We start from the raw sequence: 19,910 nt of genomic DNA, 5'->3' as shown, positions 1-19,910 counted from the left end.
ATCATTCCCCGCCGCACCTCGGCCGACTGGTTTGCACCTGCCGCGTGGAGCGTGGAGCCCAGCATCAGGAGGGCCGAGCCCGGTCCATATTCGGGAACTTGCTCCGAGGCTTCGGCAACCGGCTCCAGCGCGCGGCGCCCATGGCTCTCCGGCCAGACCCTGGTGGCGCCATTCTCGCGGGTATAGGGCGTGAACGGCCACATCACGTTGACGAGATACTCGACCTCGCCCACCTCGCCCCGCCACATATCCTGGTCCCGGTGCGGCATCTGCGCGAGCGCGCCTGGATGGACCGCGATCGCCTGGGTGAGGTTGAGCTGGATGGCGTCGCACCAGGGTGAGAGCACGCTCTCGACGACGCCAAGAACGAGCTCGTGCTGCACGAGCCCCGCCGCGCGAGTCGACCGGGCGAGCAGGCGCCCAAACCTTTTCGTGCGTTCTCCGTAGAATCGACCGCTGCAGAACGGCGTTTCCTCGAAATCGTCGGCGAGATCGGCGTCGAGTGCGGCGACTTGGTCGGCGGGTACCAGGTCCGGAATCAGGCAGTAGCCGTCGACGAGGAGACGTTCGGTCCAGCGCGCGACGCTGCGCTCGAAATCATCTGCACGGGTCATGAGCTTTTCCTTCTTGGTCAGGCCGCTTCGAGATCGCCGATCCGCTGGAGCGGTTCGGGGCGGTAGATGCCGTTGGCGGCAAGCAGCGCGGGCGTGTCGCTCGCGATTTCGATGCGGAGCGCGCCGAGCATCCGCCCCGCTATCGTGCGCGGAAGGCCGAGCGGGCGGCAATTCCATCCGAAGGCGAGGATCTGCTGCAGCCAGCCCATTTCGGCGACGCCCGTATAGGCGGAGACCCCATGATCCAGGGCATAGGCGACCAGCGCGGACACCAGGACGTTGCGCGTGTCCAGACGCTGGCGCGCATTGCTCCTTGGATCGAGGCAGAAGCGCGTGATCTCGAGCAAGTCGGGTCCGCGCGGCGGCGCCGCCGCGCAGAGTTCGGGAAACAGGCTGCCAAGGATATGCGGCCTGACGGTGGAGAGCAGCCGCGCCGAGCCGGCATGGCGGCCGTCCTCGTCGGTGACGATCAGATAGACCGCGCTGCCGTCGTCGAACTGGTCGACCTCGTACCGGCCTTCGAGAACCGGCACGTCCCAGCCGAGGAGATCGACGAAGACGCGCTTGCGCGCCTCGAACATGCCTCTGAGCGGCATGCAGCAGGCGGGATCGCCGATTCCATCGCAATAGATGACCATGTCCGCCTCCATCCGTGACAGGGGCAGGATCGGCCGGAGGAACGGGAGGCGCCATTCCCAGAAATGGGAATGGTCAACGCCGCACGATGTCGTCGAACGTGACCAACCCGTCGAACAGGGCATGGATGGCGAGCGTCGTACGCTTCGCCACGCCGTATCGCTCCCGCGCCTGCTTCAGGTGACGCACCACGGTGTCGTGCTGGATGCCGAGGATGCGGCTGATCTCCCAGTCGGACTTGCCGCGCATCATCCAGAGCACGCATTCGCGCTGCCGGTCGGTGATGCGTGGAGCAGGAACGTCGGAAAGCAGGCGGGACCGCCAGAGCCGCCGCGCCGCCTCGAACGCGAACGCGCCGACGAGCTGCGCGACCGGAAGCTCGTTCGCCGACAGTCTGGCGCGGGCGGGATTGGCGAAGGAGCAGGAGCCGCGGGCCTCTCCGGGAACGTTGGCCGGAATGGTGAAGCCGTCCCCGATGCCTTGCTCGCGCCCGCGCTCGAGGATCTCGAGATCGCGGGCGGTGAGTGCGATCATGCCGGGGATCTCGGACCAGAGGAAGCCGACGCTGGTCACATGGCTGGCGCGATGCACCGGATCCGAGACGCCGAGGCTGTTCTCGTCATAATATCGGACCCATTCGTCCGGATAGTTGTGCAGCCGCACGGTCGCGCCGGCGGCGATGCGCGCGTCGACATGATGTGTGAGGGCATAATAGGCGAAGCCGAGCTCGCGCGCGACCTGCGCGAGGGCTTCGCCGAGCTCCGTTTCGGAGCTGGTGGACTTCACGTCCCGGAGGAAGGCTTCTGCTCGCTCGAACCTGCGCATGCTCCCTTATCGTGACGGAGGTGGCGTTTCAGGCCGCCTGATCCTCCGGCACGTCCATGGTCCACCTTCCACGCGGGTCTCAACCGGGGAAGGGGTCACTGCTCGGCAGCGTCCACAGTAACATAGGAGAGGAGAAAGCCAATCACCGTAAAGACCGCTGATCATATAAACGAAATATTTCGGGTGCGCAGCAATCATCTTGATTCAGATTGAACAGTGCCGTGACTGTCCGGAGCGTCTGCTGTGCCTTATTCTAGGCTCGTCGACTATTTCGCTGCCCGGGCCGCGCTTTGCTCGGCGGGATCAGAGTTGATGGAGCTGCTCCAGGCCGCGGCGCAGGAGCTGGGGTTCGATTATGTCGCTCTTCTTCACCACCGAAGCCTTGAACGTCCCGCTGCCGGCTTCATTCGCCTCGACACCTATCCCGAGGGCTGGGAGGATGAGCTCCGTTCCCGCTCCCTCATCGGACACGACCCGGTCCACCGCGCCAGCGAGCGGACCCATGTCGGCTTCTCGTGGCGAGAGCTTGCCGAACTCGTGCCGATCGGGCCGCGAGCGCGCGAGCTGCTCGATGAGGCGCGCAGGTTCGGGATCGGCGAAGGGTTCACCGTTCCGGCCAACATTCCGGGGGAACCGGGCGGGTCCTGCTCCTTCGCCGTCAAGACCGGAGGGAAGATTCCGGTCGGGCGATTGCTCTGCGCGGAGCAGGTAGGGGCTCACGCCTTCCGCGCCGCCCGGCGCCTTCACGGCTATGCGCGGATCATCCGTTCGCGACCCCATCTCAGCCGGCGCGAACGCCAGTGCGTCCGACTGGTGGCGGCAGGCAAGAGCGACTGGGAGATCGCGAGAATTCTCGGGATCAGCATCGAGACCGTCCATCAATATGTGAAGCGTGCCCGGTCGGCCTATGACGTGGTGAGCCGCGCCCAGCTGGTCGCCTGCGGGCTGCGGGACGCGGTGATCAGCTTTGGCGAAGCGGTGCCGGAACGCTGACGCGCAGGGTCGCGGCCATCTGGCTGGGGCCTCGCGTCCAAGCGGCGCGGGTTCGGCGCGCCGATGCCTCTCGCCAGGTGAATTGCAGCGGACCGTGCCGAGGTCCGGCATGTTCGATTTCGCCGGGCCATCGACGACCGCGGACCTGCCGGACATCGGTGGCGGGCGCCCAACCTCTCTGAACCCGTCCATTCCCCCGTTCGGGGGAATGGCGGCAGCGCTCGCGTGAAGGCTTTCTCCGGACCGCCGCCGGAGAAAAGCCGATGCCTCGTTCTGCCCCTGACCACCCTCTCATGCCCGGTCGTCCGGGTGAGCGGGAGTAGGGGGCATCTGACCCGGCATGGCTTGTGCCCGCACCCCGACCCGGCCTGACTGGAGGGACGCGGCGAGCTACGAGATTCTTCTGGATGCGGACCGTGCCGCCTTCGCATGGGAATGGCTTCGGCGGGACCCCCTCTACGCCGGGGCAGCCAGTGGTGCGCTTCCGGACAAGGCAACGGCGGCGGCCGCCGCCTGGGGCCTCCATGCGTTCGAGAATCCCTCGGTTGCCGTTCCGGTCGCGCGGCCGTTCTGGACGCGAGACGCCCACTCGCTCGTGCTGGACGCGTGCGCGGAGCTGCGGTCGGAGGACAGCCAAGCGAGCGGCAGCGGGACGGCGGCGGGACCTGCTTGGTCCCGGTCGGACCTGTTCGATCTCCAGCGTATCCGCCCGCAGGCGATGTTGCTGCCGGGTCGGACCGCAACGCACCTCCTGCTCAGCGACGGCCTGCGGTCGATCAGGCTCGATGTCGCGGGAGCAGCGTTGGACCAGCCGGTGCGCCTGCACTACAGGTTCGCCGGGCTAGCAAGCGTCGAAGCTCCGCTGCTTGTCCTTCGCAGGCTCGTGTCATTCTGGCGAAGCGGAAGGATGTCGCTGGCGCTCCATCCGCGCGAGACTAAAGCGCGCCGCTGGATCGCACTTCTTCGAACCGCGGATGCGCGTGAAGCCGGTGTCTCGCAGCGCGAGATTGCAGCCGCTCTCCTCAGCGGCGATGCCGCCCTCGCGGGTTGGCGGCTGGAGACGCCGAGCCTGCGCTCGCGTGTCCAGCGGCTGGTCCGCGTCGCCCAGCAGATGGGCGCCGGCGGCTGGCGACGCCTGCTCCGTCCCTGACCGCGCCATCCTGGCCTTTGCCCGTGGTGCCGATGATACCTCCTCCGGCGTTCGAGGTTCGGCGCGCGGCCGTGTGTCGCGCGCGGCGGTGGCGGCATCCGTCGCGCACCCGGGAGGTCCTGCCGACACTTTGAAGGGCAGGGCGCGGGTTGAAGCAGGGGAGGCACCTTTTCGACGCCGAGGCGCTCTAGGCGTAGCGGATAAGAAGCGCAGTCATCTTGTCCGCACCCGCATCGGTCAGCGCAACCGAGACGGCGCGCTTGTCGCTTGTCGATCGTCTCCGGACCAACAGATCGAGCCGCTCCAGCCGCTCGATCCAGCGAAACCCGCTGGCGCTGGCGATGCGGCAGGGCTTCAGGATGTCGGCCACCGAAGTCTCGCGGCCCTCGGCCCGCGCGATGTACAGTTCGAGCAGCATTTCCCAGGCGGGATCCGAAACGAGGCCTGCCGGAAGAACTGCTTCCCGCCCACGCAGCTCCTCCAGCAGCCGGCGTGCAATCTCGGAGTGTTGCGTCTCGCGCTCCGCCTCCAGGACGCTCCCCTCCAGTGCGGAGATCCTGTCGCGCAGCTCGCCGAACGCCTCGCGGATCAGCCTTGTCCTTCTGCCGTTCACTCGAGCCCCCCTCGCGTCTCCTACAACCTCGCGCATCCTTTCTCCGGAGACAAGGGTCGCGCTTACGATCTGGTAGGTCGCGCGGGGAAGAGGACGATGACGAAGGCCGTGCGTCCGCCGTCGGTGACTGTCTGACTGCCGCCTACCGGGTGCTGGCTTGAGCTCCGTGGAAGGAAGCGGGTGGGCGGCCCGATCGCAGGAAATTCACCAAGTTCCATGATGTGCGCGTCGTCGATTTTTCCGGTGGGCGATATTGGCCATGGTTTGCGAATTGCTAACCCTTCACCTTTCACAACATCGCCAGAGAGCGGGGGCGGCGGGCGGTGGGAGTGTCCCGCTGCAGCGGGCGTGGGGAAGAGATGATGTCGGGATCGTACCTGGCGCGCTTGAGGGCGCCATGGTCGCTGAGGCGGCCGCGAACGCTCGCCGCCGGTGCCGCCCGGATGATCGTCCTGTGGGCAGCGCTGGTCACGGTTTGCGTGACCGGGATCAGCTACGCCCTCGTCTCCGCCCGCGCCGAACAGGCCGCCCTCCAGGAACTGTCAGACTTTGTCGTGCAGAGGAGCAGCGCGGAAAGCCGGCTGTTCGTGACCGCCCGGGCCAACCTCGAGATCTTTCGCGAGCGATTTCTCGAGCTCTACAACGATCCCGACGTCCTCCCGGCGCCGGATTTCGGGCAATGGTTCTTCGAGGACGAGCATGGCGCGCTTCGGCTGAGACCTGAATATTTCACGGGGCGGCGGGACCGGAACGGCACGTTGCGGCAGGGAACCTCCGGGTTCATGGGTGTCTCGCGGCCAGATCTCACTCCCGAACTCCAGCGGCGCATGGTGCTGGCCTACGAACTGGTGGATCGCTTCGGTCCCGCATGGCTCGGCCAGTTCGACAATCTCCACGCCAGCCTGCCCGAGAATGCGCTCATCATCCACTGGCCGGGCGGCAACTGGGGAGCCAGCGCGGACCCACGGCTCGACATGACAGCGGGAGCGGTGATCCGAGCGACGCTGCAGTCGGAGAACCCGGAACGGCGTCCGGTCTGGAGCGGTCTCTACTACGACCTGACGGCCGGCCACTGGGCAGTGACCTACCAGTTGCCGGTGGACCAGGACGGCCGTCATCTGCTCAACCCAAGCCACGACATCCGTCTCGACGAGCTGGTCGAGCGCCTTGCCTCCGACCACCCTCCCGGCGCCCGCAACCTGATCATGTCGGACCGGGGGCAGCTCGTCGCGCAGCCCGAGCGGATGGCCGACATCATGAAGGACCGGGGCGTCCTCGACATCGAGAAGCTCGAAGATCCGGCGCTGAGGGCCGTCTACCGGACGCTCGTCGACCCCGTGACCGGAGCGGTACCGCACGGAGCGGGCGCGGTGATTCCGGTCGAGGAACTCGATGCCTATGTCGCGTTCGCACGCATCGAGGGCCCCGACTGGTGGTTTGTCACCATCTATCCAAGATCCCTCGTCTCCGCGAAGGCTCATGAGGGAGCGGCAATCGTGCTTCTGCTCGGCCTGCTGCTGCTGGCCATGGTCCTCATGGTGATCCTGTCGGTTCTCCGGCTGCAGGTCGCGCGGCCGCTGCGCGCGATGGAGCTTGCCTCGCGCCGCATCGCGCAGGGCGATCACCAGTCCATCTCGGAAGGGACGGTCCCGCTCCCGGTCGAGCGCGAGGACGAGATCGGCGCGCTGTCGCGGGCATTCAGGTCGATGGCGTCGGAAATCGGCGCCGCAAGCGCGGTGCTCGAGCGGGAGGTCGCCGCGAGGACGGTAGAGCTTCGGCTGGCAAATCACCGGCTGGAACAGCTGAGCCTGAGGGACGGGCTGACGGGTGCGTTCAATCGCAGGGCGTTCGACCGCGATCTCGGCAGCGCGATGCGCCGGTTCGGGGAGTGCGGCGTTCCGTCAGCGCTGCTCCTGTGCGACATCGACCATTTCAAGGCGTATAACGACAGCTACGGACATGTGGCGGGAGACCAGGTGCTTGCGCTGATCGCGAGCACGATCGCGCAGTCGGCGCCGGACGGCAGGGTCTACCGCTACGGCGGAGAGGAGTTCTCGATCATCCTCGATCCGATGCTGTGCGATCCGGCAAGCCTCGGCAGCCAGCTCGTCCGCCGCATCGCCTCGCTGCGCATCCCGCATCGCGCCAGCCCGTTCGGGAAAGTGACGCTGAGCGTCGGTGTCGCGGACTGTCAGCCGGGATCGACCTGCGCCGCCGCCCTCGTCCGATCGGCGGATGCCCAACTCTATCGCGCCAAGACCCAGGGGCGAAACAGGGCGTTGGTCGAGAGCCGCGAAGACGGAGACACGGCGGCAGTTGCCTGAACCGGCGGCGCAGCGGTCGTGCGCGTGCCGATGGCGTGCTCCCGGAGAAAGGGATTTGCCGGGCCACCTGGCCGGCAGCGGTAGAGAGCGGGCCGGAGCGAAGGGGGGCTAGGCTCCGGCCCTGCCGTTATCAGGGAGTGAAAACGGTGCGCGGGGCCTATCAGCGGACGCGCCCCGAAATCTACGGGATTTGCACGGTAAAAGTGAAAATATGTCCATTCTGGAGCGATCGGCGGCGCTCGCGAGCCCGGATCCTCGGTGCGGTGCCTCGCCTCGTCAGCAGCGCGCGAGGCGGCCCTGAGGGTCGTGGCGAACCCAGCGAAGCGCCACGCCCGCTCTGATCTGTGCGCAGCTGAGGTCGACGCCGTCCGGAGTCCGGCAGAAGGCGACGATTCGCCCATAGCTGGTGCCCACCTGTTCGCAGCGGAGGGCGAGCCCGAGCGCGAGGCGCTCGAGCGATTGCCGGGCGGCCGCACCGGATGCTGCCGGGCAGGGATGGCCGTCGGAGCAGGACTCGTCCAGTTCGCGCGCGGCGATCCCGGCGAGACGGACCTTGATCGGCCTCGCGTCGTTGCCATGCTCCCGGCACCAGATCGGCCCGTCCCCGTCATGCACCCTGGTGGCCGTGCAGGTGAACGTAGGGGCGGTCTCCGCGGCCGGCGCGACCCAGGACCGGATCGAGCCCGCGGCGAGGATCGCGGTCAAGCCGCCCGCGACCAGTCCGGAGCGCCAGAGCTGCCTTCTCAGCCGTCGCTTCCTTCCGTTCATCCGTCGTTCCTCGCCTCCCGAAACGGTGATGTGCCGGGCGAACCCCGTAAGCAGCTTTGGAGCGGGTTAGCCAACGCCATCAAGGCGCAGCTCAGCCATTCTCGAAACGGGCCGTCCATTGACCGATTACCATATCTATCGCTTGAGGGGTCGCAGGGTCATCGCGGTAGTGGAAGTCGCGGCCTCGGACGATCAGGACGCGTTTGCGCGCGCGCTCGAGCTTTCCCGGGACGATCCGCTGGAGCTCTGGTGCTCAGGGCGAAGGATCGCGACGATCTGGCCGCCGGAGCCCGCTTGACGGCCCGCGGCACCGGCGGGAGGTGGGCGTTGTCTTGAGGGGGAAGCGAGCCCGGCATGAGTGGGTGGGGCGCCGGGCTCGCTCGACCGACTGACGATCCTGCTCTGCCAGAAAGTGGTTAATGGACGGAAGAGAAGCCGGCCCGTAATATCGCGATGTCGTCGCTGATGCCTTGAAGGGAGGTGGGCCGCAGGTCCGGAGCGATCCCATCGTTTGGGCTGACGACGCCACGGGCGGAGCTCCCCATCCGGCGGAGCGCGCCTTCATGCGCGAGATCTCCCTGCTGCGGATGGCGGGAATCCTGCCGCGCCGGGCGCTCTCTCGCACGAGATCTGCGGCTCGTTTTCTAGCCTGACCTTTTTTCGAGCCTCGCGCGCCGCGCGGGCGTGATGCACGTCCAGCATCCGAAGCGGGCGTCTCTGCCGCTCGCCGCCGCGAGGACAGAAGATGGACGACGATATCGAGCGCGCGCAGCGCGCCAAGAAGGGCAGCCCGTTCCTCTCCACGGAGCAGGCTGCTTTCTATCTGGGGCTCAGTGCCCGCAAGCTCCAGTCGATGCGTGCGCAAGGCGCCGGGCCACGATACCGGCGTCACAGCCGCTACGTGCGCTACCATGTCGACGATCTCGACGCCTGGTCGTGCGACACGGCGCGGGAGCGGAGCCATGCCTGACGAACGCGGCCGCCCGGTCATGAAGTGGGGAGAGGAGCTCCGACGCAACCGCGATACGCGCCGGACCGGAAGGGCGCGGCTATGGCTCGTAGCATTGGGGGCGCTCGCGGTCGGAGCCGCCCTCGCGACGCTCGTTTGGCGGCCGAGGCCGCTGCTTGTCTGGAACGCGAGCGCCAGCAGCCCCACCGGGCTCTACCTGGTGACCGCCGCCGCCGGCATCGAGGCGGGCGACAGTGCGGTCGCCTGGGCTCCCGGTCCCGCACGGCGGCTTGCCGCCGAGCGCCGCTACCTGCCCTCCAACCTCCCGCTGGTGAAGCGGGTCGAAGGCACGAGCGGGGATCGGGTCTGCGCGGTCGGGGAGGCCGTTTACGTGAATGGAGAGCTGAGGGCCCTTCGACGGGAACTCGACGGATCGGGCCGTCCGTTGCCCTGGTGGACTGGATGCGTCGATCTTGCGGCCGGGGACATTCTCCTCTTGGCCGCAGACCGGCAGGACTCGTTCGACGGTCGCTATTTCGGAGTGGTGCGGCGCGCGGGCGTCGTCGGCCGCGCGAGGCTGATTTGGGCCTCATGAAGCTCGGCGCGATGCTCGTTGCCGCCGCGATGCTTGCGGCCGCGGCTCCGGCGTCCGCAAGTCCGCTCGATCGCTGGGAGCCCCACGTGCGGGAAGCATCGAACCGGTTCGGGATACCGCCCGACTGGATCCGGCGGGTGATCGTGGCGGAGAGCGGCGGGCGGACCATGCTTGACGGCCGGCCGATTACGAGCCGGGCGGGCGCGATGGGACTGATGCAGCTTATGCCGGGGACCTGGGCGGAGATACGGTCTCGGCTCGGTCTCGGTGACGACCCGCACGCGCCGCGCGAGAATATCCTCGCCGGCACCTTCTACCTGCGCCAGATGTACGAGCGGTTCGGCTATCCCGGCCTGTTCGCCGCCTACAATGCCGGCCCAGGCCGTTATGCGGAGCATCTGCGCGGCCGCGCGCTCCCCGCCGAGACACGCGCCTATGTCCGCGCGGTCGCCGGCACGGAAACCGGAACCGCGCCCGGCTTTGCCGACGTGGATGCCGTCGGGAAGGCGAGACCCAGCTTGTTCGCGATCCTTAGAAACGTTGCAAATGATGAACGGCTGTCGCCGCCAGATGTCGCGGCCGCTTCGCTGTTCGCACCGGCCGGCCGTCAGGCCTCTGCCCGGATCGCTTCCCCGAGCCCGGGATCTCTTCCCCGTTGACGGCGGCATGACCGCCGCGGCGGCCGTCCGCATGATCCTGGGAAGAGGAGACGGCTGCGGCCTTGGGGCACGGTTCCGCACGATGGAGGACAAGATGGCACGATGCGGAGGAGCATCCGAGCTCGAAGACGCAGGCAGGAGGCTCGTGGAGCGGCTCGGCGGAAGATGGTCCGGGGCAGGGGGCATGTGCCGCTGTCCTGCCCATGACGACGCCCGCCCATCGCTCAGCGTCCGGATCGGGCGCTCCCGGCTGCTGCTCCATTGTTTCGCGGGGTGCCGGACACAAGCAATTCTCCGGGCCTTGCGCGCGGCGGGCCTGCCCGGCGATGCGCAGGGTACAGGCCACGCGGCGCGCATGACGCCGCAGGCGGCGTTGCGGCTCTGGGGCGCGGCAAGCCCGCTCGAGCGGACGCCCGCCGCTGCATATCTGCGCGCGCGGGGACTACCCGCCGGGGACCCGGAGCTCCGTTTTCATCCCCGGACGCCCGACGGCCCGAGGCCGCTGACCCGTTTCCGGCCGGCGCTCATCGCGGCCGTGCGCGACTCCGCGGGGCTGGTGGCCGTCCACCGCACCTTCCTCGGGCCGAATGCGGGATCCGGCACCGTTCTCCGGCGTGCGGCGCTCGGCCGTCTCGGTGCCGGTGCCGTGCGCCTCGGCGGCACGGCGCGCCGGCTCGGGCTCGCCGAAGGCGTCGAAACCGCGTTGTCAGCGACACGGCTGTTCGGCCTGCCTTGCTGGGCGACGCTCGGCAGCGAGCGGTTTGCCCTGGTGGCGCTGCCCCCCGGCGTCGAAAGTCTGGTCCTGTTCCTCGACAACGACGCCGGCGGCCGCCGTGCCGAGGCGCTGGCCCGCGCGCGCTTTGCCGGACTTCGGATCGAGGCGCGCCATCCGTCCGAGTCGGGCGCCGACTGGAACGACATGATCTCCGGAAAGAGGGGAGGAAGCGGCGCATAGGCGCCCCGGGACCGCGATTGAGCAGGGCCGGGCCGGAGACACGCCATGGCCAGCCTTCCTCTCACGAACCCCTCGCGCCCTCCCGTGCACCTGGCTGTCGCACGGAAAATAAGGCTCTGTCTTCTTGCCGGCGGGCAGATCGACCGCCTGCGGCTCCGGCGGCTGATGGAGGAGGCGACGGGGTCGAGCGATGCCTCCGGCGGCTGGTGCATGCGGCAGGCCTATGACGCGCTCGAGCTTGCCCAGGCCATGCTCCTGTCGGATCCCGCCTGGCCGTTGGGCGCCGCGGGAGCCGCAGAATTGCTGGACAGGCTGCACGCGCTTGCCGCCGGCCTTCCTGTGCAAAGCCACAGGACCGAGCAGCAGGTCGCGCTTCAGCAATTCTCGACGCCCCTGCCGCTGGCCTGGCTCGCCGGCCTCGCGGCCGTCCCGCGTCGGGGTGAGACAGTGCTGGAGCCGTCGGCCGGCAATGGCCTCCTCGCCGCGCCGGCCGCGCGCGCGGGAGCCCGGCTCGTCCTCAACGAGATCGACCCTGAGCGGCGAGCCGGCCTCGCCGGAGTGTTTCCCGGCGCCTGCGTCTCCGGGCACGACGCCGAACTCCTCGACGATCTTCTACCCGAGCGGGAGCGACCCGCGCTCGTTCTCATGAACCCGCCGTTCGCCAGGAGCGGCGGCCGGGGCTCCGATCGGTTCGCGGCCGGGCGCCACCTGCTCGCCGCGCTTGCGCGCCTCGCGCCCGGCGGACGCCTCGTCGCGATCATGCCGGAAAGCTTCTCGCGCACCGGATCGGGACGCAGCCTGCGCCGCAGGGCGGAGGAATCGGCGTCCTTGCGGCTCGATGCCCGGATCGACTGCGGCGCCTTCTCGCGCCACGGTACCGGCGTGGCCGTCCGGCTGGTGGTGCTCGACAAGTCGGATGGTCCGGCTTCACCCGTCTGCGCCGATGTCGAGTCACTGGACGAGCTCCTGGGCCTCGTCGCCCTGCTGCCGCAGCGCGATCGGGTGGTCCCGGAGTTGTCCGGGCCGCCCGCGGCAGGACCAACGCTGTTCCACCGGCTCCGGTCGCGGCCGCTTGCGACCGTCCTCCCGATCGGCGGGCATGACGCTGGCGGGGGCGCGGTGGCCGAGCTCCCGGTCACGATCCTGGATGCGCCCGCGCCGCTCGCCGCCCAGACCGGGCTCTATCTGCCCTATCGGCCGAGCCGCATCGCGATCGCCGGCGCGCAGGCCCATCCGACGCCGCTCGTAGAGTCCCTTGCGATGGGATCGATCGCGGCACCGCGGCCGTCCCACACGCCGTTGCTTCCGATGCGCCTTGTCGAGGGCGGAACCCTTTCGGATGCCCAGCTCGAGACGCTCGTCTATGCCGGATCCGCTTTCGCGCGCGACCTGCCCGGCCGCCACCGGCCGCTCGACGAGGGATGCCGGACCGAACCCGCCACGGAAGGCGCGGCTTACCGCTGCGGCTATTTCCTCGGCGACGGCACCGGCGCGGGCAAGGGCCGGCAGATCGCGGGAATGATCCTCGATCTCTGGCTGCGCGGCTGCCGCCGCCACATCTGGATCAGTCGCAACGAAGCGCTGCTCGAGGATGCCCGCCGCGACTGGACAGCCCTTGGCGGGCTTCCGATCGACGTTCAGCCGCTCTCGCGGTGGAAGCTCGGCGCGGCGGTTGCGCTGGAGGCCGGCATCCTGTTCGTGACTTATCCCACGTTGCGCTCCGGACGCGGCGAGGCGACGCGGCTGAGGCAGGTCCTCGATTGGGCCGCCGAGGATTTCGAGGGGATCATCGCCTTCGACGAGGCCCATGCGATGGCCAACGCCGCGGGCGGCGAGGGGAGTCGCGGCAGGGTAAAGGGATCCGAGCAGGGGATCGCGGGCCTGCGGCTCCAGAACCTGTTGCCGCGCGCGCGGGTTCTCTACGCCTCCGCCACCGGCGCTTCCGACGTCAACAATCTCGCTTACGCGCAGCGGCTCGGCCTGTGGGGACCGGGAACGGCATTCGCCGATCGGGAGCAGTTCGTCGGTGCCATCCGCCACGGCGGGATCGCCGCCATGGAGCTGGTCGCACGCGACCTCAAGGCGCTTGGGCTCTACACGGCGCGGGCGCTCTCGTTCGCCGGCGTGGAATATGATGTACTGGAACATGCGCTGACTCCCGCGCAGGTCGGGATCTACGACGCCTACGCGGACGCCTGGGCGATCATCCATGCGAACCTGAAACAGGCGCTCGACGCGACGCGGGTCGCCGACTCCGCGACCGGGGACACGCTTAACGCCGGCGCGAAGGCCGCGGCGCTGTCGCGTTTCGAGAGCGTCAAGCAGAGGTTCTTCGCCCAGTTGCTCCTGTCCATGAAGCTGCCCAGCCTCATCCCCGCGATCGAGGCGGACCTTGAACGAGGCGAGGCGGTAGTGGTGCAGCTCGTCTCGACCGGCGAGGCCATGCTGGAGCGCCGGCTGGCGGAACTCGATCCCCAGGAACGGGAAGCGCTCGAGATCGACCTTTCCCCTCGGGAATATGTCGTCGACTATCTGATGGCCGCGTTTCCCACGCGCCAGATGCGCGTGTTCACCGACGCGCAGGGAAATGCCCGGTCGGAGCCGATGGCCGACGAGCAGGGGCGTCCGGTTCACTGCCGCGCGGCGCTCGAGGCGCGCGACAGCCTCGTCGAGCGGCTTTGCGCGCTGCCGCCAATCGGGACGGCGCTCGACATGCTGATCGAACGGTTCGGGACGCGCGGCCTTGCTGAAGTGACCGGACGCTCGCGTCGGCTCGTCTCGGGGCCCGACGGTCGGCGCAGGCTGGAACGGCGGCCTCCGCGCGCCAATCTCCTCGAGGCGGACGCCTTCATGCGGGGCGACAAGAAGATCCTCGTCTTCTCGGATGCGGGCGGAACCGGGCGCAGCTATCATGCCTGCCTGGCCGCGGCGAACCGGGCGCGGCGAAACCATTATCTGCTGGAACCCGGCTGGAGGGCGGACGCCGCCATCCAGGGCCTCGGGCGCACCCACCGCACCCGGCAGGCCTCCGCGCCCCTGTTCAGGCCGGTGACCACGAACGTGCGCGGCGAGCGGCGCTTCATCTCCACCATCGCGCGGCGGCTGGACGCGCTCGGCGCGCTCACGCGCGGCCAGCGCCAGACGGGCGGGCAGAACCTGTTCGACCCGGCCGACAATCTCGAGAGCGTCTATGCGAAGGACGCGCTCACCGCCTGGTACCGGCTGCTGTATCGGGGCAAGCTCGCCATCGGCCTGGAGCGTTTCCAGTCGCTGACCGGCCTCACCCTGGAGGCGGAAGGCGGCGCGCTGCGCGAGGACCTGCCGCCCATCCAGCGCTGGCTGAACCGCATCCTCGCGCTTCGCATATCGCTGCAGAATGCCATCTTCGACGAGTTCCTCGCGCTCGTCGAAGCACGGGTCGCCGCGGCCCGCGAGGCCGGAACGCTCGACCTGGGTGTCGAGACGGTGCCGGTCGAGACATTCGAGATACTGGAAGATCGCGTGGTCCGGACGGACCCCTGTTCGGGGGCGACGACCCACCTCCTGAGGCTCGACGTTCGGCGCCGGCTGAAGCCATTGCGGATCGCGCGCATCCTGGACCTGTCCGCTCGGCGCGACGCGATGATGATGGTCAATGCACGGTCCGGACGGGCGGCGCTGCGCCTCGATGCGCGCAGTCTCATGTCGGACGAGGGCTTGCCGATCCGCCGGTTCGAGCTGATCCGCCCGTTGCGGCGGGACCATGTCGACTGTGATCGCCTCGGCGAGACGAGCTGGGAGGCGGCAGGCAAGGAGGCGTTTTCAAGCGCCTGGCGGAACGAGGTCGACGAGGCGGAAGCGAAGCTGCGCCATGAGACCCTCCACCTCGCGACGGGTCTTCTGCTTCCGGTCTGGGACAAGCTGCCGGAGGATCATGTCGAGGTGGTCCGCATTCTTGCCGCCGACGGCGCTTCGCTGCTCGGTCGCCGGATCTGCCCGGACTTCCTTCCCGAACTTTCCCGGCGGCTGGGGCTTGACCTGCCGATGCAACTCGAGCCCGGCGAGCTCGTGTCGGCGGTGCTCCGGTCCGGGCGTCCGATGCCCCTCCAGGGGCTCCCCGGCATCGTGCTGAGACGCGCCCTCGTCGGCGGTGTCCGGCGGCTCGAGCTCGAAGGCTACGAGCCCGCGCGGCTCGCCTGGTACAAGGCGCAAGGCTGCTTCACCGAGATCATCCGCTACCGGACCCGGCTGTTCGTACCGGTCGATGACGCGGAGTCGGTGGTGGCGCGACTTCTCGGGGCGGCCGCCTGAGCGCCGGGAGCATGCAGGCGTGGGAACGGAGGAGAGGAAGCGGGACGCGGGCGAGCGGCGGGCACGAGCATGTTCGTGCCGGCTCATCGGGAGACACGCCATGATGAAGACCATTCCACTCGCCAAACTGGTGCCCAGCCAACGCAACGTACGGCGGCGATCGCCGGACCCGCAGGCCGACCTCCAGCTCCAAGCCGACATAGAAGCGCGCGGGCTGCTCCAGAACCTCGTCGTCACGCCCGTCGGCAAGCCGCGCGGAACCTACGCCGTCGAAGCCGGCGGGCGGCGCCTGTCCGCGCTTCGCCGGCTGGCGGAGGCGGGGAAGCTTGCCAGCGACCACGAGGTCTCCTGTTTCGTCCTCGGCACGATCGCCGAGGCGCAGGAGGCAAGCCTGGCCGAGAATTTCCAGCGCCTGTCGATGAACCCGGCCGACGAGTGCCTCGCCTTCCGGCAGCTGGTCGACCAGGGCATGGAGGTCGAGACGATCGCACGGCGCTTCGGACTGACCGTCCGTTTCGTCGAGGGCAGGTTGCGGCTCGCCGGGCTTGCACCGGTCGTGTTCGAGGCGCTTGGAGCCGGAGAGATCAGCCTCGACCTCGCCAAGGCCTTCTCCGCGACCCCCGACCTGGAGCGGCAGGCTTGGGTGTTCGACGAAGTTCGGCGCAGCTGGTACGACCCAAGTCCGGACAGCGTGCGCCGGATGATGACGCAGGTCGCGGCGGCGGCAGGCGATCGCCGGGCCCAGTTCGTCGGCGAGGACGCCTATGTCGCTGCGGGCGGCCGGATCGAACGCGATCTCTTCGCCGAGGAGGCCGCGGCCCACTGGCTTGACCTGCCGCTGCTGGAGCGGCTCGCTGCCGAAAAGCTGGAGCAGCTCGCCTCCCGTCAGGCGACCGAGCTCGGCCTCGCCTGGGTCCGGCCGGCGCTCGGCGCCTGGGTCACCCATTCCGAGCTCGAGGGGCTGCGCCGCGTCACATTGGCGGCGCCGGTTCCGACGGCGGAAGAGACCGCGCGCATCGGGGCGATCGAGGTGGAGCTCGAGAGCCTTGCCGCGCTGATCGACGACGAGAGTGCCGAGGAGGGCGCGCGCGAAGCTGCGGAAGCGCGGGTGCGCGAGCTCGAAGCGGAGATGCGAGGCATCCTCGAGAGGACGCCGCTCATCGCCGACGACCTCAAGGGCCGTGCCGGGACGTTCCTCCTGATTGGTGCCGACGGGCAGGCGCGGCTCGACAGCGCTTTCTATATCGATGCGGACGACGACGTGCGGGCTGGAGACGATGATGACGACCCGGAACGGTCGGACATGGACCGCGAGGCGCGCAAGGAATCAGGCCTGTCCCAGCGCCTCGTCGACGAGTTGTCGATGCAGCGCCGCGACATCCTCGCCGTGCATGTCGCCGCGGATCCCGGCTTCGCGCTCGACCTCGCAATCTTCCTGATGGCGGACCGCGAAGGCCGGCACCGCTTCGAGAAGAGCGGCTCGTCCCTGACGGCGGCGCCTCCGCAGGAGCCGGTCACCGGGCTCGAGAGCGCGGACACCTCTGCCGCGCTGGCCTTCGCGAATATGTCGCAGGCGCTCGACAGGAGCTGGCTGGAGCCGGACGACCGGTCCGGCCGGTTCGACGCTTTTCGGGCGTTGTCCGAAGACGCTCGCGCTGCCTGGCTCGGCCATGCGGTCGCACGGACTTTGGAGGCGAGCCTCAATCACCCCGGTACGCGGGCCTGCGCCTTCCACGACCATCTTGGGCGTCTGCTCGGCATCGACGTCGCCCGGTGGTGGCGGCCGACCGGTTCCAGCTTCTTCGACCGGGTACCGAAGACGGTGACCCTGGCGGCGCTCCACGAGATCGGCGGCGAGGCATTTGCCGCTCGATGGGCGAGGGCCCGGAAAGCGGAACTTGCCCAGGCTTGCGAGCGGATCTTCGCAGGCGATTTCATCGACGAGCCCGAGATCAAGGAGGCGGCGCTTGCCTGGGTTCCGGGACCGATGAGGTTCGGGCGCGATGACGCGCATGCTCAAGAGGAGGGGAGGGCGCGCGAGCCGGATGTGGGCGCTGCGGCGGGCGGGAGTGTTCCCGTCGAAGCGGCTGCCTGACCTTCTGACTGGCCTGGAGGGAGTGGTTCCCGGCGGACCGCTCCCTTGGGCTTCGCTCGCGGCACTGGCCGGGGGCGGCGACCGGAACTAGTGAAAAGTGGCCGCAGGGGCTGCCCAACGGGATATGCAGGCAGTCCCCACTATCCGCCGCGATCGAACCGACCCGAGTGCCGAGCCGAGGTGCCTCACTGAACAGCCGCCGAAACCCGTCCGGACGGAGCGGCGTCGCTTCACAGGAGATTGGCGATGAAGGTGCGGAAGAGTCGCAAGTGATCGCCGCCCGGTATCCCCGCCGCCTCCGACCCGTGCCGCCGCGCAGGCGCCGTCAGCGCCGCCGGACCAACTCGCACGCCTCGTTACGGCGCCCGTCGCGCGTAGCGATCCAGATCGACCGCCTTTTCAAGCTCGCCTACTCGGGCTTCCAAACGGCGTAGTTGATCCATGCAGTCCTCGACTGGCAGCGGCGTCCGGTCAGCGGCGGGAGCGCGCTTGCCTGCCGTTGAAGCGTCGAGCACCTCCGAATTGTCACGGCTGTCGATCAACGATCCCCAGGTGGCCGGGCTCCGGGCCGCGCCGGACTTCGATCGCGTTCAGGACCGATACTCGGTGGGTCTTGCCGCCTCTTGGGAAGTCGACTTGTTCGGGCGCCTTGGTGCCCGGGTCCGCGCCGCGCGTGCCGATGCCGACGCGAGGAGGCATGCGGTGGAGGCGGCAAGGTTGGCGGTCACGACCGAGCTGGCGCAACGTTACATGATGCTGCGGCTGCTTCAGCAGCGCCGCGCAGTTGCGGCCCGGCGGGTCGAGGCTCTTGCGGCCCTGGCGCACCTTTCCGCGCTACGTGTCGCCCGCGGCGTGTCACCACCGGTCGAACGCGACAGTCTCGCCGCAGAGGCGAGCTCTGCGAGGGCGGCGGTTCCGGCACTGACGGCTGAGATCGAGGAACAGTTTGCGCGCATCGATGTACTCGCCGGCCGCGAGGTTGGGACCGCCCGCCAATCTCTCGCGGCGATCGCCGACATACCGGGCTCGGCTCCGATCGACTTGGCGTCGCTCCCGGCCGAGCTTCTGCGACGCCGCCCCGATGTCCTGATGGCGGAGGCCGAGCTCGCGGGCCGCGATGCTCGCGTAGCCGCTGCGATCGCAGATCGTCTCCCCCGGCTCGATCTGGCTGCCTTGTTCGGCTTTCTCGCAGGCGCGATCAATCCTCTCGTCGGCGCTGGCGCCCTGACAGCGGGTGGCTCGGCAGGTTTGAGCTACAACATCTTCGATGGAGGACGCTCGAGAGCCGCGGTGGATGCGGCCAAGGCCGACATGCGAGGCGCGATCGCGACTTACGAGCGTACTCTCCTCGATGCCGCGGCAGATGTTCAGACCGCATCGGCCGCTCAGGTCAGCGCACATGAACGAGTTCGTGCTCTTCAAGATGCCGAGGGACGGCTGGGCGCGGTGCTCGCCGCCGTGGAGCAGGCGCGGCATCAGGGAACTTCGTCTCTGACCGACGTCCTTGACGTCGACAGGCGCTTGCAGGATGCCAGGGACGCGCGCCTCGTGGCCGAAGCGGAACAGGCTCTAGCGCTGATAGCGATCGTACGCGCGCTGGGGGGCTATGGCGCAAAGGTGGAGTGAGCGCGTTCCGCGGAAAAGAGCAGGGCCACTTGCGTGAGCGGCTGAAGGCGTCTTCTCGCGCGCGGCGCGAGCATCTTGCGTTCCCCTCCTCGCCGAGGCCATCACGACGGTGCGTCGTTGCTCGCCCGGCGACGCCGCCGAGCGACTCCCTGCCTCCTGTCTATTGAAATGCCGCGGGAGGAGCAGTATGTGATCGGAGCGGGACCGGGCCCCTCTGGCGACTTGAGAAAGTCGTGATGTCGGACCGCATCGAGCGCGCTCGGTGCCGGTTCGGGGCTCATCTCGGCCCCTGATTACTTCCGTGGCGGTATCAGCGCGCTCGATCGAACATCGGTCGAGGGCTGCGCCCGTGCATCAACCGCACCGTCACCTGCATATATGCGGACACGGCCTCCTTCGATCGCCACTGCAACGCAAGCGCCGCCGGCTGTCGCCGACGGTTGGAGGAGAAAACCGTCATGTCCAATCCAGTGAAGGCTACGGCCTGTCCCGTCGACGGCGCCGCGCTCCTCATGACCGAACGCTCCGGTATCGAGATCGACTATTGTCCGGCCTGCCGCGGCGTATGGCTCGACCGCGGCGAACTTGACAAGATCATCGAGCGGAGCTCCGAGCGTGCCGCCTCGCCTCCGCCGTCCGCGCAGGATGTCCCTTGGACTGGCAATGCCCGCCGGGAGTATGCCGGCGACCGGCAGGGACACGGCTACCGCAAGCGCAAAAAGTCGTTTCTCGAAGAACTCTTCGACTGAGATTTCCCTCGGATCCCAACCCTCTTGCGAACGCGGTGCAAGCCGGTTCGCGAGATCGAAGCGATCTAG

At 68.7% G+C, this 19,910-nt stretch carries 16 protein-coding genes; 11 read left to right on the top strand and 5 right to left on the bottom strand.

Features of this window, described 5'->3' with window-relative positions:
• From ACK4K7_RS15925 to ACK4K7_RS15915, 3 genes are all read right to left on the bottom strand, one after another.
• The coding region (locus tag ACK4K7_RS15925) for a phytanoyl-CoA dioxygenase family protein (protein ID WP_431867480.1) at positions 1-614 on the bottom strand (614 nt) is incomplete at its 3' end.
• 17 nt (positions 615-631) lie between these two features.
• Positions 632-1,252, bottom strand: coding sequence for an acyl-homoserine-lactone synthase (locus ACK4K7_RS15920; RefSeq protein WP_431867478.1), 621 nt, complete (start codon positions 1,250-1,252; stop codon positions 632-634).
• 73 nt (positions 1,253-1,325) lie between these two features.
• Positions 1,326-2,036, bottom strand: a complete 711-nt coding sequence (locus tag ACK4K7_RS15915; RefSeq protein WP_431867477.1) for a helix-turn-helix transcriptional regulator — start codon at positions 2,034-2,036, stop codon at positions 1,326-1,328.
• A 351-nt stretch (positions 2,037-2,387) separates the two neighbouring features.
• On the opposite strand from ACK4K7_RS15915, the gene ACK4K7_RS15910 reads away from it, so the two are divergent.
• Both ACK4K7_RS15910 and ACK4K7_RS15905 read left to right on the top strand, forming a co-directional pair.
• On the top strand, positions 2,388-3,068 hold the full coding sequence (locus ACK4K7_RS15910) for a LuxR family transcriptional regulator (RefSeq protein WP_431867475.1): 681 nt from the start codon (positions 2,388-2,390) through the stop codon (positions 3,066-3,068).
• A gap of 340 nt (positions 3,069-3,408) precedes the next feature.
• Complete coding sequence (locus tag ACK4K7_RS15905) at positions 3,409-4,218, top strand: DNA -binding domain-containing protein (protein ID WP_431867473.1); 810 nt, start codon at positions 3,409-3,411, stop codon at positions 4,216-4,218.
• Between the two features lie 187 nt (positions 4,219-4,405).
• Here the strand turns inward: ACK4K7_RS15905 and ACK4K7_RS15900 are convergent, their stop codons facing one another.
• Positions 4,406-4,831: a winged helix DNA-binding protein gene (locus tag ACK4K7_RS15900; protein ID WP_431867471.1), complete on the bottom strand. Its 426-nt coding sequence runs from the start codon at positions 4,829-4,831 to the stop codon at positions 4,406-4,408.
• Positions 4,832-5,274: 443 nt separating this feature from the next.
• Between ACK4K7_RS15900 and ACK4K7_RS15895 the strand changes: the two genes are divergently transcribed.
• Complete coding sequence (locus ACK4K7_RS15895) at positions 5,275-7,155, top strand: sensor domain-containing diguanylate cyclase (protein ID WP_431867470.1); 1,881 nt, start codon at positions 5,275-5,277, stop codon at positions 7,153-7,155.
• 276 nt (positions 7,156-7,431) lie between these two features.
• Here the strand turns inward: ACK4K7_RS15895 and ACK4K7_RS15890 are convergent, their stop codons facing one another.
• Complete coding sequence (locus ACK4K7_RS15890; RefSeq protein ID WP_431867469.1) at positions 7,432-7,923, bottom strand: thermonuclease family protein; 492 nt, start codon at positions 7,921-7,923, stop codon at positions 7,432-7,434.
• A gap of 745 nt (positions 7,924-8,668) precedes the next feature.
• Between ACK4K7_RS15890 and ACK4K7_RS15885 the strand changes: the two genes are divergently transcribed.
• The 8 genes from ACK4K7_RS15885 (at position 8,669) to ACK4K7_RS15850 (ending at position 19,841) form a co-directional block, all read left to right on the top strand.
• Entirely contained in the window at positions 8,669-8,893 is a 225-nt protein-coding gene (locus tag ACK4K7_RS15885; protein ID WP_431867468.1) for a helix-turn-helix domain-containing protein, read from the top strand.
• Positions 8,886-9,467, top strand: coding sequence for a S26 family signal peptidase (locus ACK4K7_RS15880; RefSeq protein ID WP_431867467.1), 582 nt, complete (start codon positions 8,886-8,888; stop codon positions 9,465-9,467). Before ACK4K7_RS15885 ends, ACK4K7_RS15880 begins: the two co-directional genes overlap by 8 nt.
• The gene (locus ACK4K7_RS15875) at positions 9,464-10,126 is read left to right on the top strand and encodes a lytic transglycosylase domain-containing protein (RefSeq protein ID WP_431867466.1); all 663 of its coding nucleotides are present in this window, start codon (positions 9,464-9,466) and stop codon (positions 10,124-10,126) included. Before ACK4K7_RS15880 ends, ACK4K7_RS15875 begins: the two co-directional genes overlap by 4 nt.
• 301 nt (positions 10,127-10,427) lie before the next feature.
• Complete coding sequence (locus ACK4K7_RS15870; RefSeq protein WP_431867465.1) at positions 10,428-11,081, top strand: DUF7146 domain-containing protein; 654 nt, start codon at positions 10,428-10,430, stop codon at positions 11,079-11,081.
• Positions 11,082-11,126: 45 nt separating this feature from the next.
• Entirely contained in the window at positions 11,127-15,371 is a 4,245-nt protein-coding gene (locus ACK4K7_RS15865) for a strawberry notch-like NTP hydrolase domain-containing protein (RefSeq protein WP_431867464.1), read from the top strand.
• A gap of 100 nt (positions 15,372-15,471) precedes the next feature.
• A complete protein-coding gene (locus ACK4K7_RS15860; protein WP_431867463.1) occupies positions 15,472-17,466 on the top strand; it encodes a ParB N-terminal domain-containing protein in 1,995 nt (664 codons plus the stop codon).
• 441 nt (positions 17,467-17,907) lie between these two features.
• Complete coding sequence (locus tag ACK4K7_RS15855; RefSeq protein WP_431867462.1) at positions 17,908-19,092, top strand: TolC family protein; 1,185 nt, start codon at positions 17,908-17,910, stop codon at positions 19,090-19,092.
• Positions 19,093-19,550: 458 nt separating this feature from the next.
• Positions 19,551-19,841, top strand: a complete 291-nt coding sequence (locus ACK4K7_RS15850) for a zf-TFIIB domain-containing protein (protein ID WP_431867482.1) — start codon at positions 19,551-19,553, stop codon at positions 19,839-19,841.
• Positions 19,842-19,910 lie beyond the last annotated feature (69 nt).

It is taken from the genome of Allosphingosinicella sp., from assembly GCF_046295735.1.
Lineage (GTDB): Bacteria > Pseudomonadota > Alphaproteobacteria > Sphingomonadales > Sphingomonadaceae > Allosphingosinicella.
The sequence above is the reverse complement of the archived record's forward strand: the minus strand, read 5'-3'. Positions and strand labels throughout refer to the sequence as shown.

Coding starts and splice junctions, on each gene's coding strand:
- ACK4K7_RS15865 (WP_431867464.1), top strand. CDS start 11,127: ATGGCCAGCCTTCCTCTCACGAACCCCTCGCGCCCTCCCGTGCACCTG.
- ACK4K7_RS15855 (WP_431867462.1), top strand. CDS start 17,908: ATGCAGTCCTCGACTGGCAGCGGCGTCCGGTCAGCGGCGGGAGCGCGC.
- ACK4K7_RS15910 (WP_431867475.1), top strand. CDS start 2,388: ATGGAGCTGCTCCAGGCCGCGGCGCAGGAGCTGGGGTTCGATTATGTC.
- ACK4K7_RS15860 (WP_431867463.1), top strand. CDS start 15,472: ATGATGAAGACCATTCCACTCGCCAAACTGGTGCCCAGCCAACGCAAC.
- ACK4K7_RS15875 (WP_431867466.1), top strand. CDS start 9,464: ATGAAGCTCGGCGCGATGCTCGTTGCCGCCGCGATGCTTGCGGCCGCG.
- ACK4K7_RS15920 (WP_431867478.1), bottom strand. CDS start 1,252: ATGGTCATCTATTGCGATGGAATCGGCGATCCCGCCTGCTGCATGCCG.
- ACK4K7_RS15880 (WP_431867467.1), top strand. CDS start 8,886: ATGCCTGACGAACGCGGCCGCCCGGTCATGAAGTGGGGAGAGGAGCTC.
- ACK4K7_RS15905 (WP_431867473.1), top strand. CDS start 3,409: ATGGCTTGTGCCCGCACCCCGACCCGGCCTGACTGGAGGGACGCGGCG.
- ACK4K7_RS15890 (WP_431867469.1), bottom strand. CDS start 7,923: ATGAACGGAAGGAAGCGACGGCTGAGAAGGCAGCTCTGGCGCTCCGGA.
- ACK4K7_RS15850 (WP_431867482.1), top strand. CDS start 19,551: ATGTCCAATCCAGTGAAGGCTACGGCCTGTCCCGTCGACGGCGCCGCG.
- ACK4K7_RS15885 (WP_431867468.1), top strand. CDS start 8,669: ATGGACGACGATATCGAGCGCGCGCAGCGCGCCAAGAAGGGCAGCCCG.
- ACK4K7_RS15895 (WP_431867470.1), top strand. CDS start 5,275: ATGATCGTCCTGTGGGCAGCGCTGGTCACGGTTTGCGTGACCGGGATC.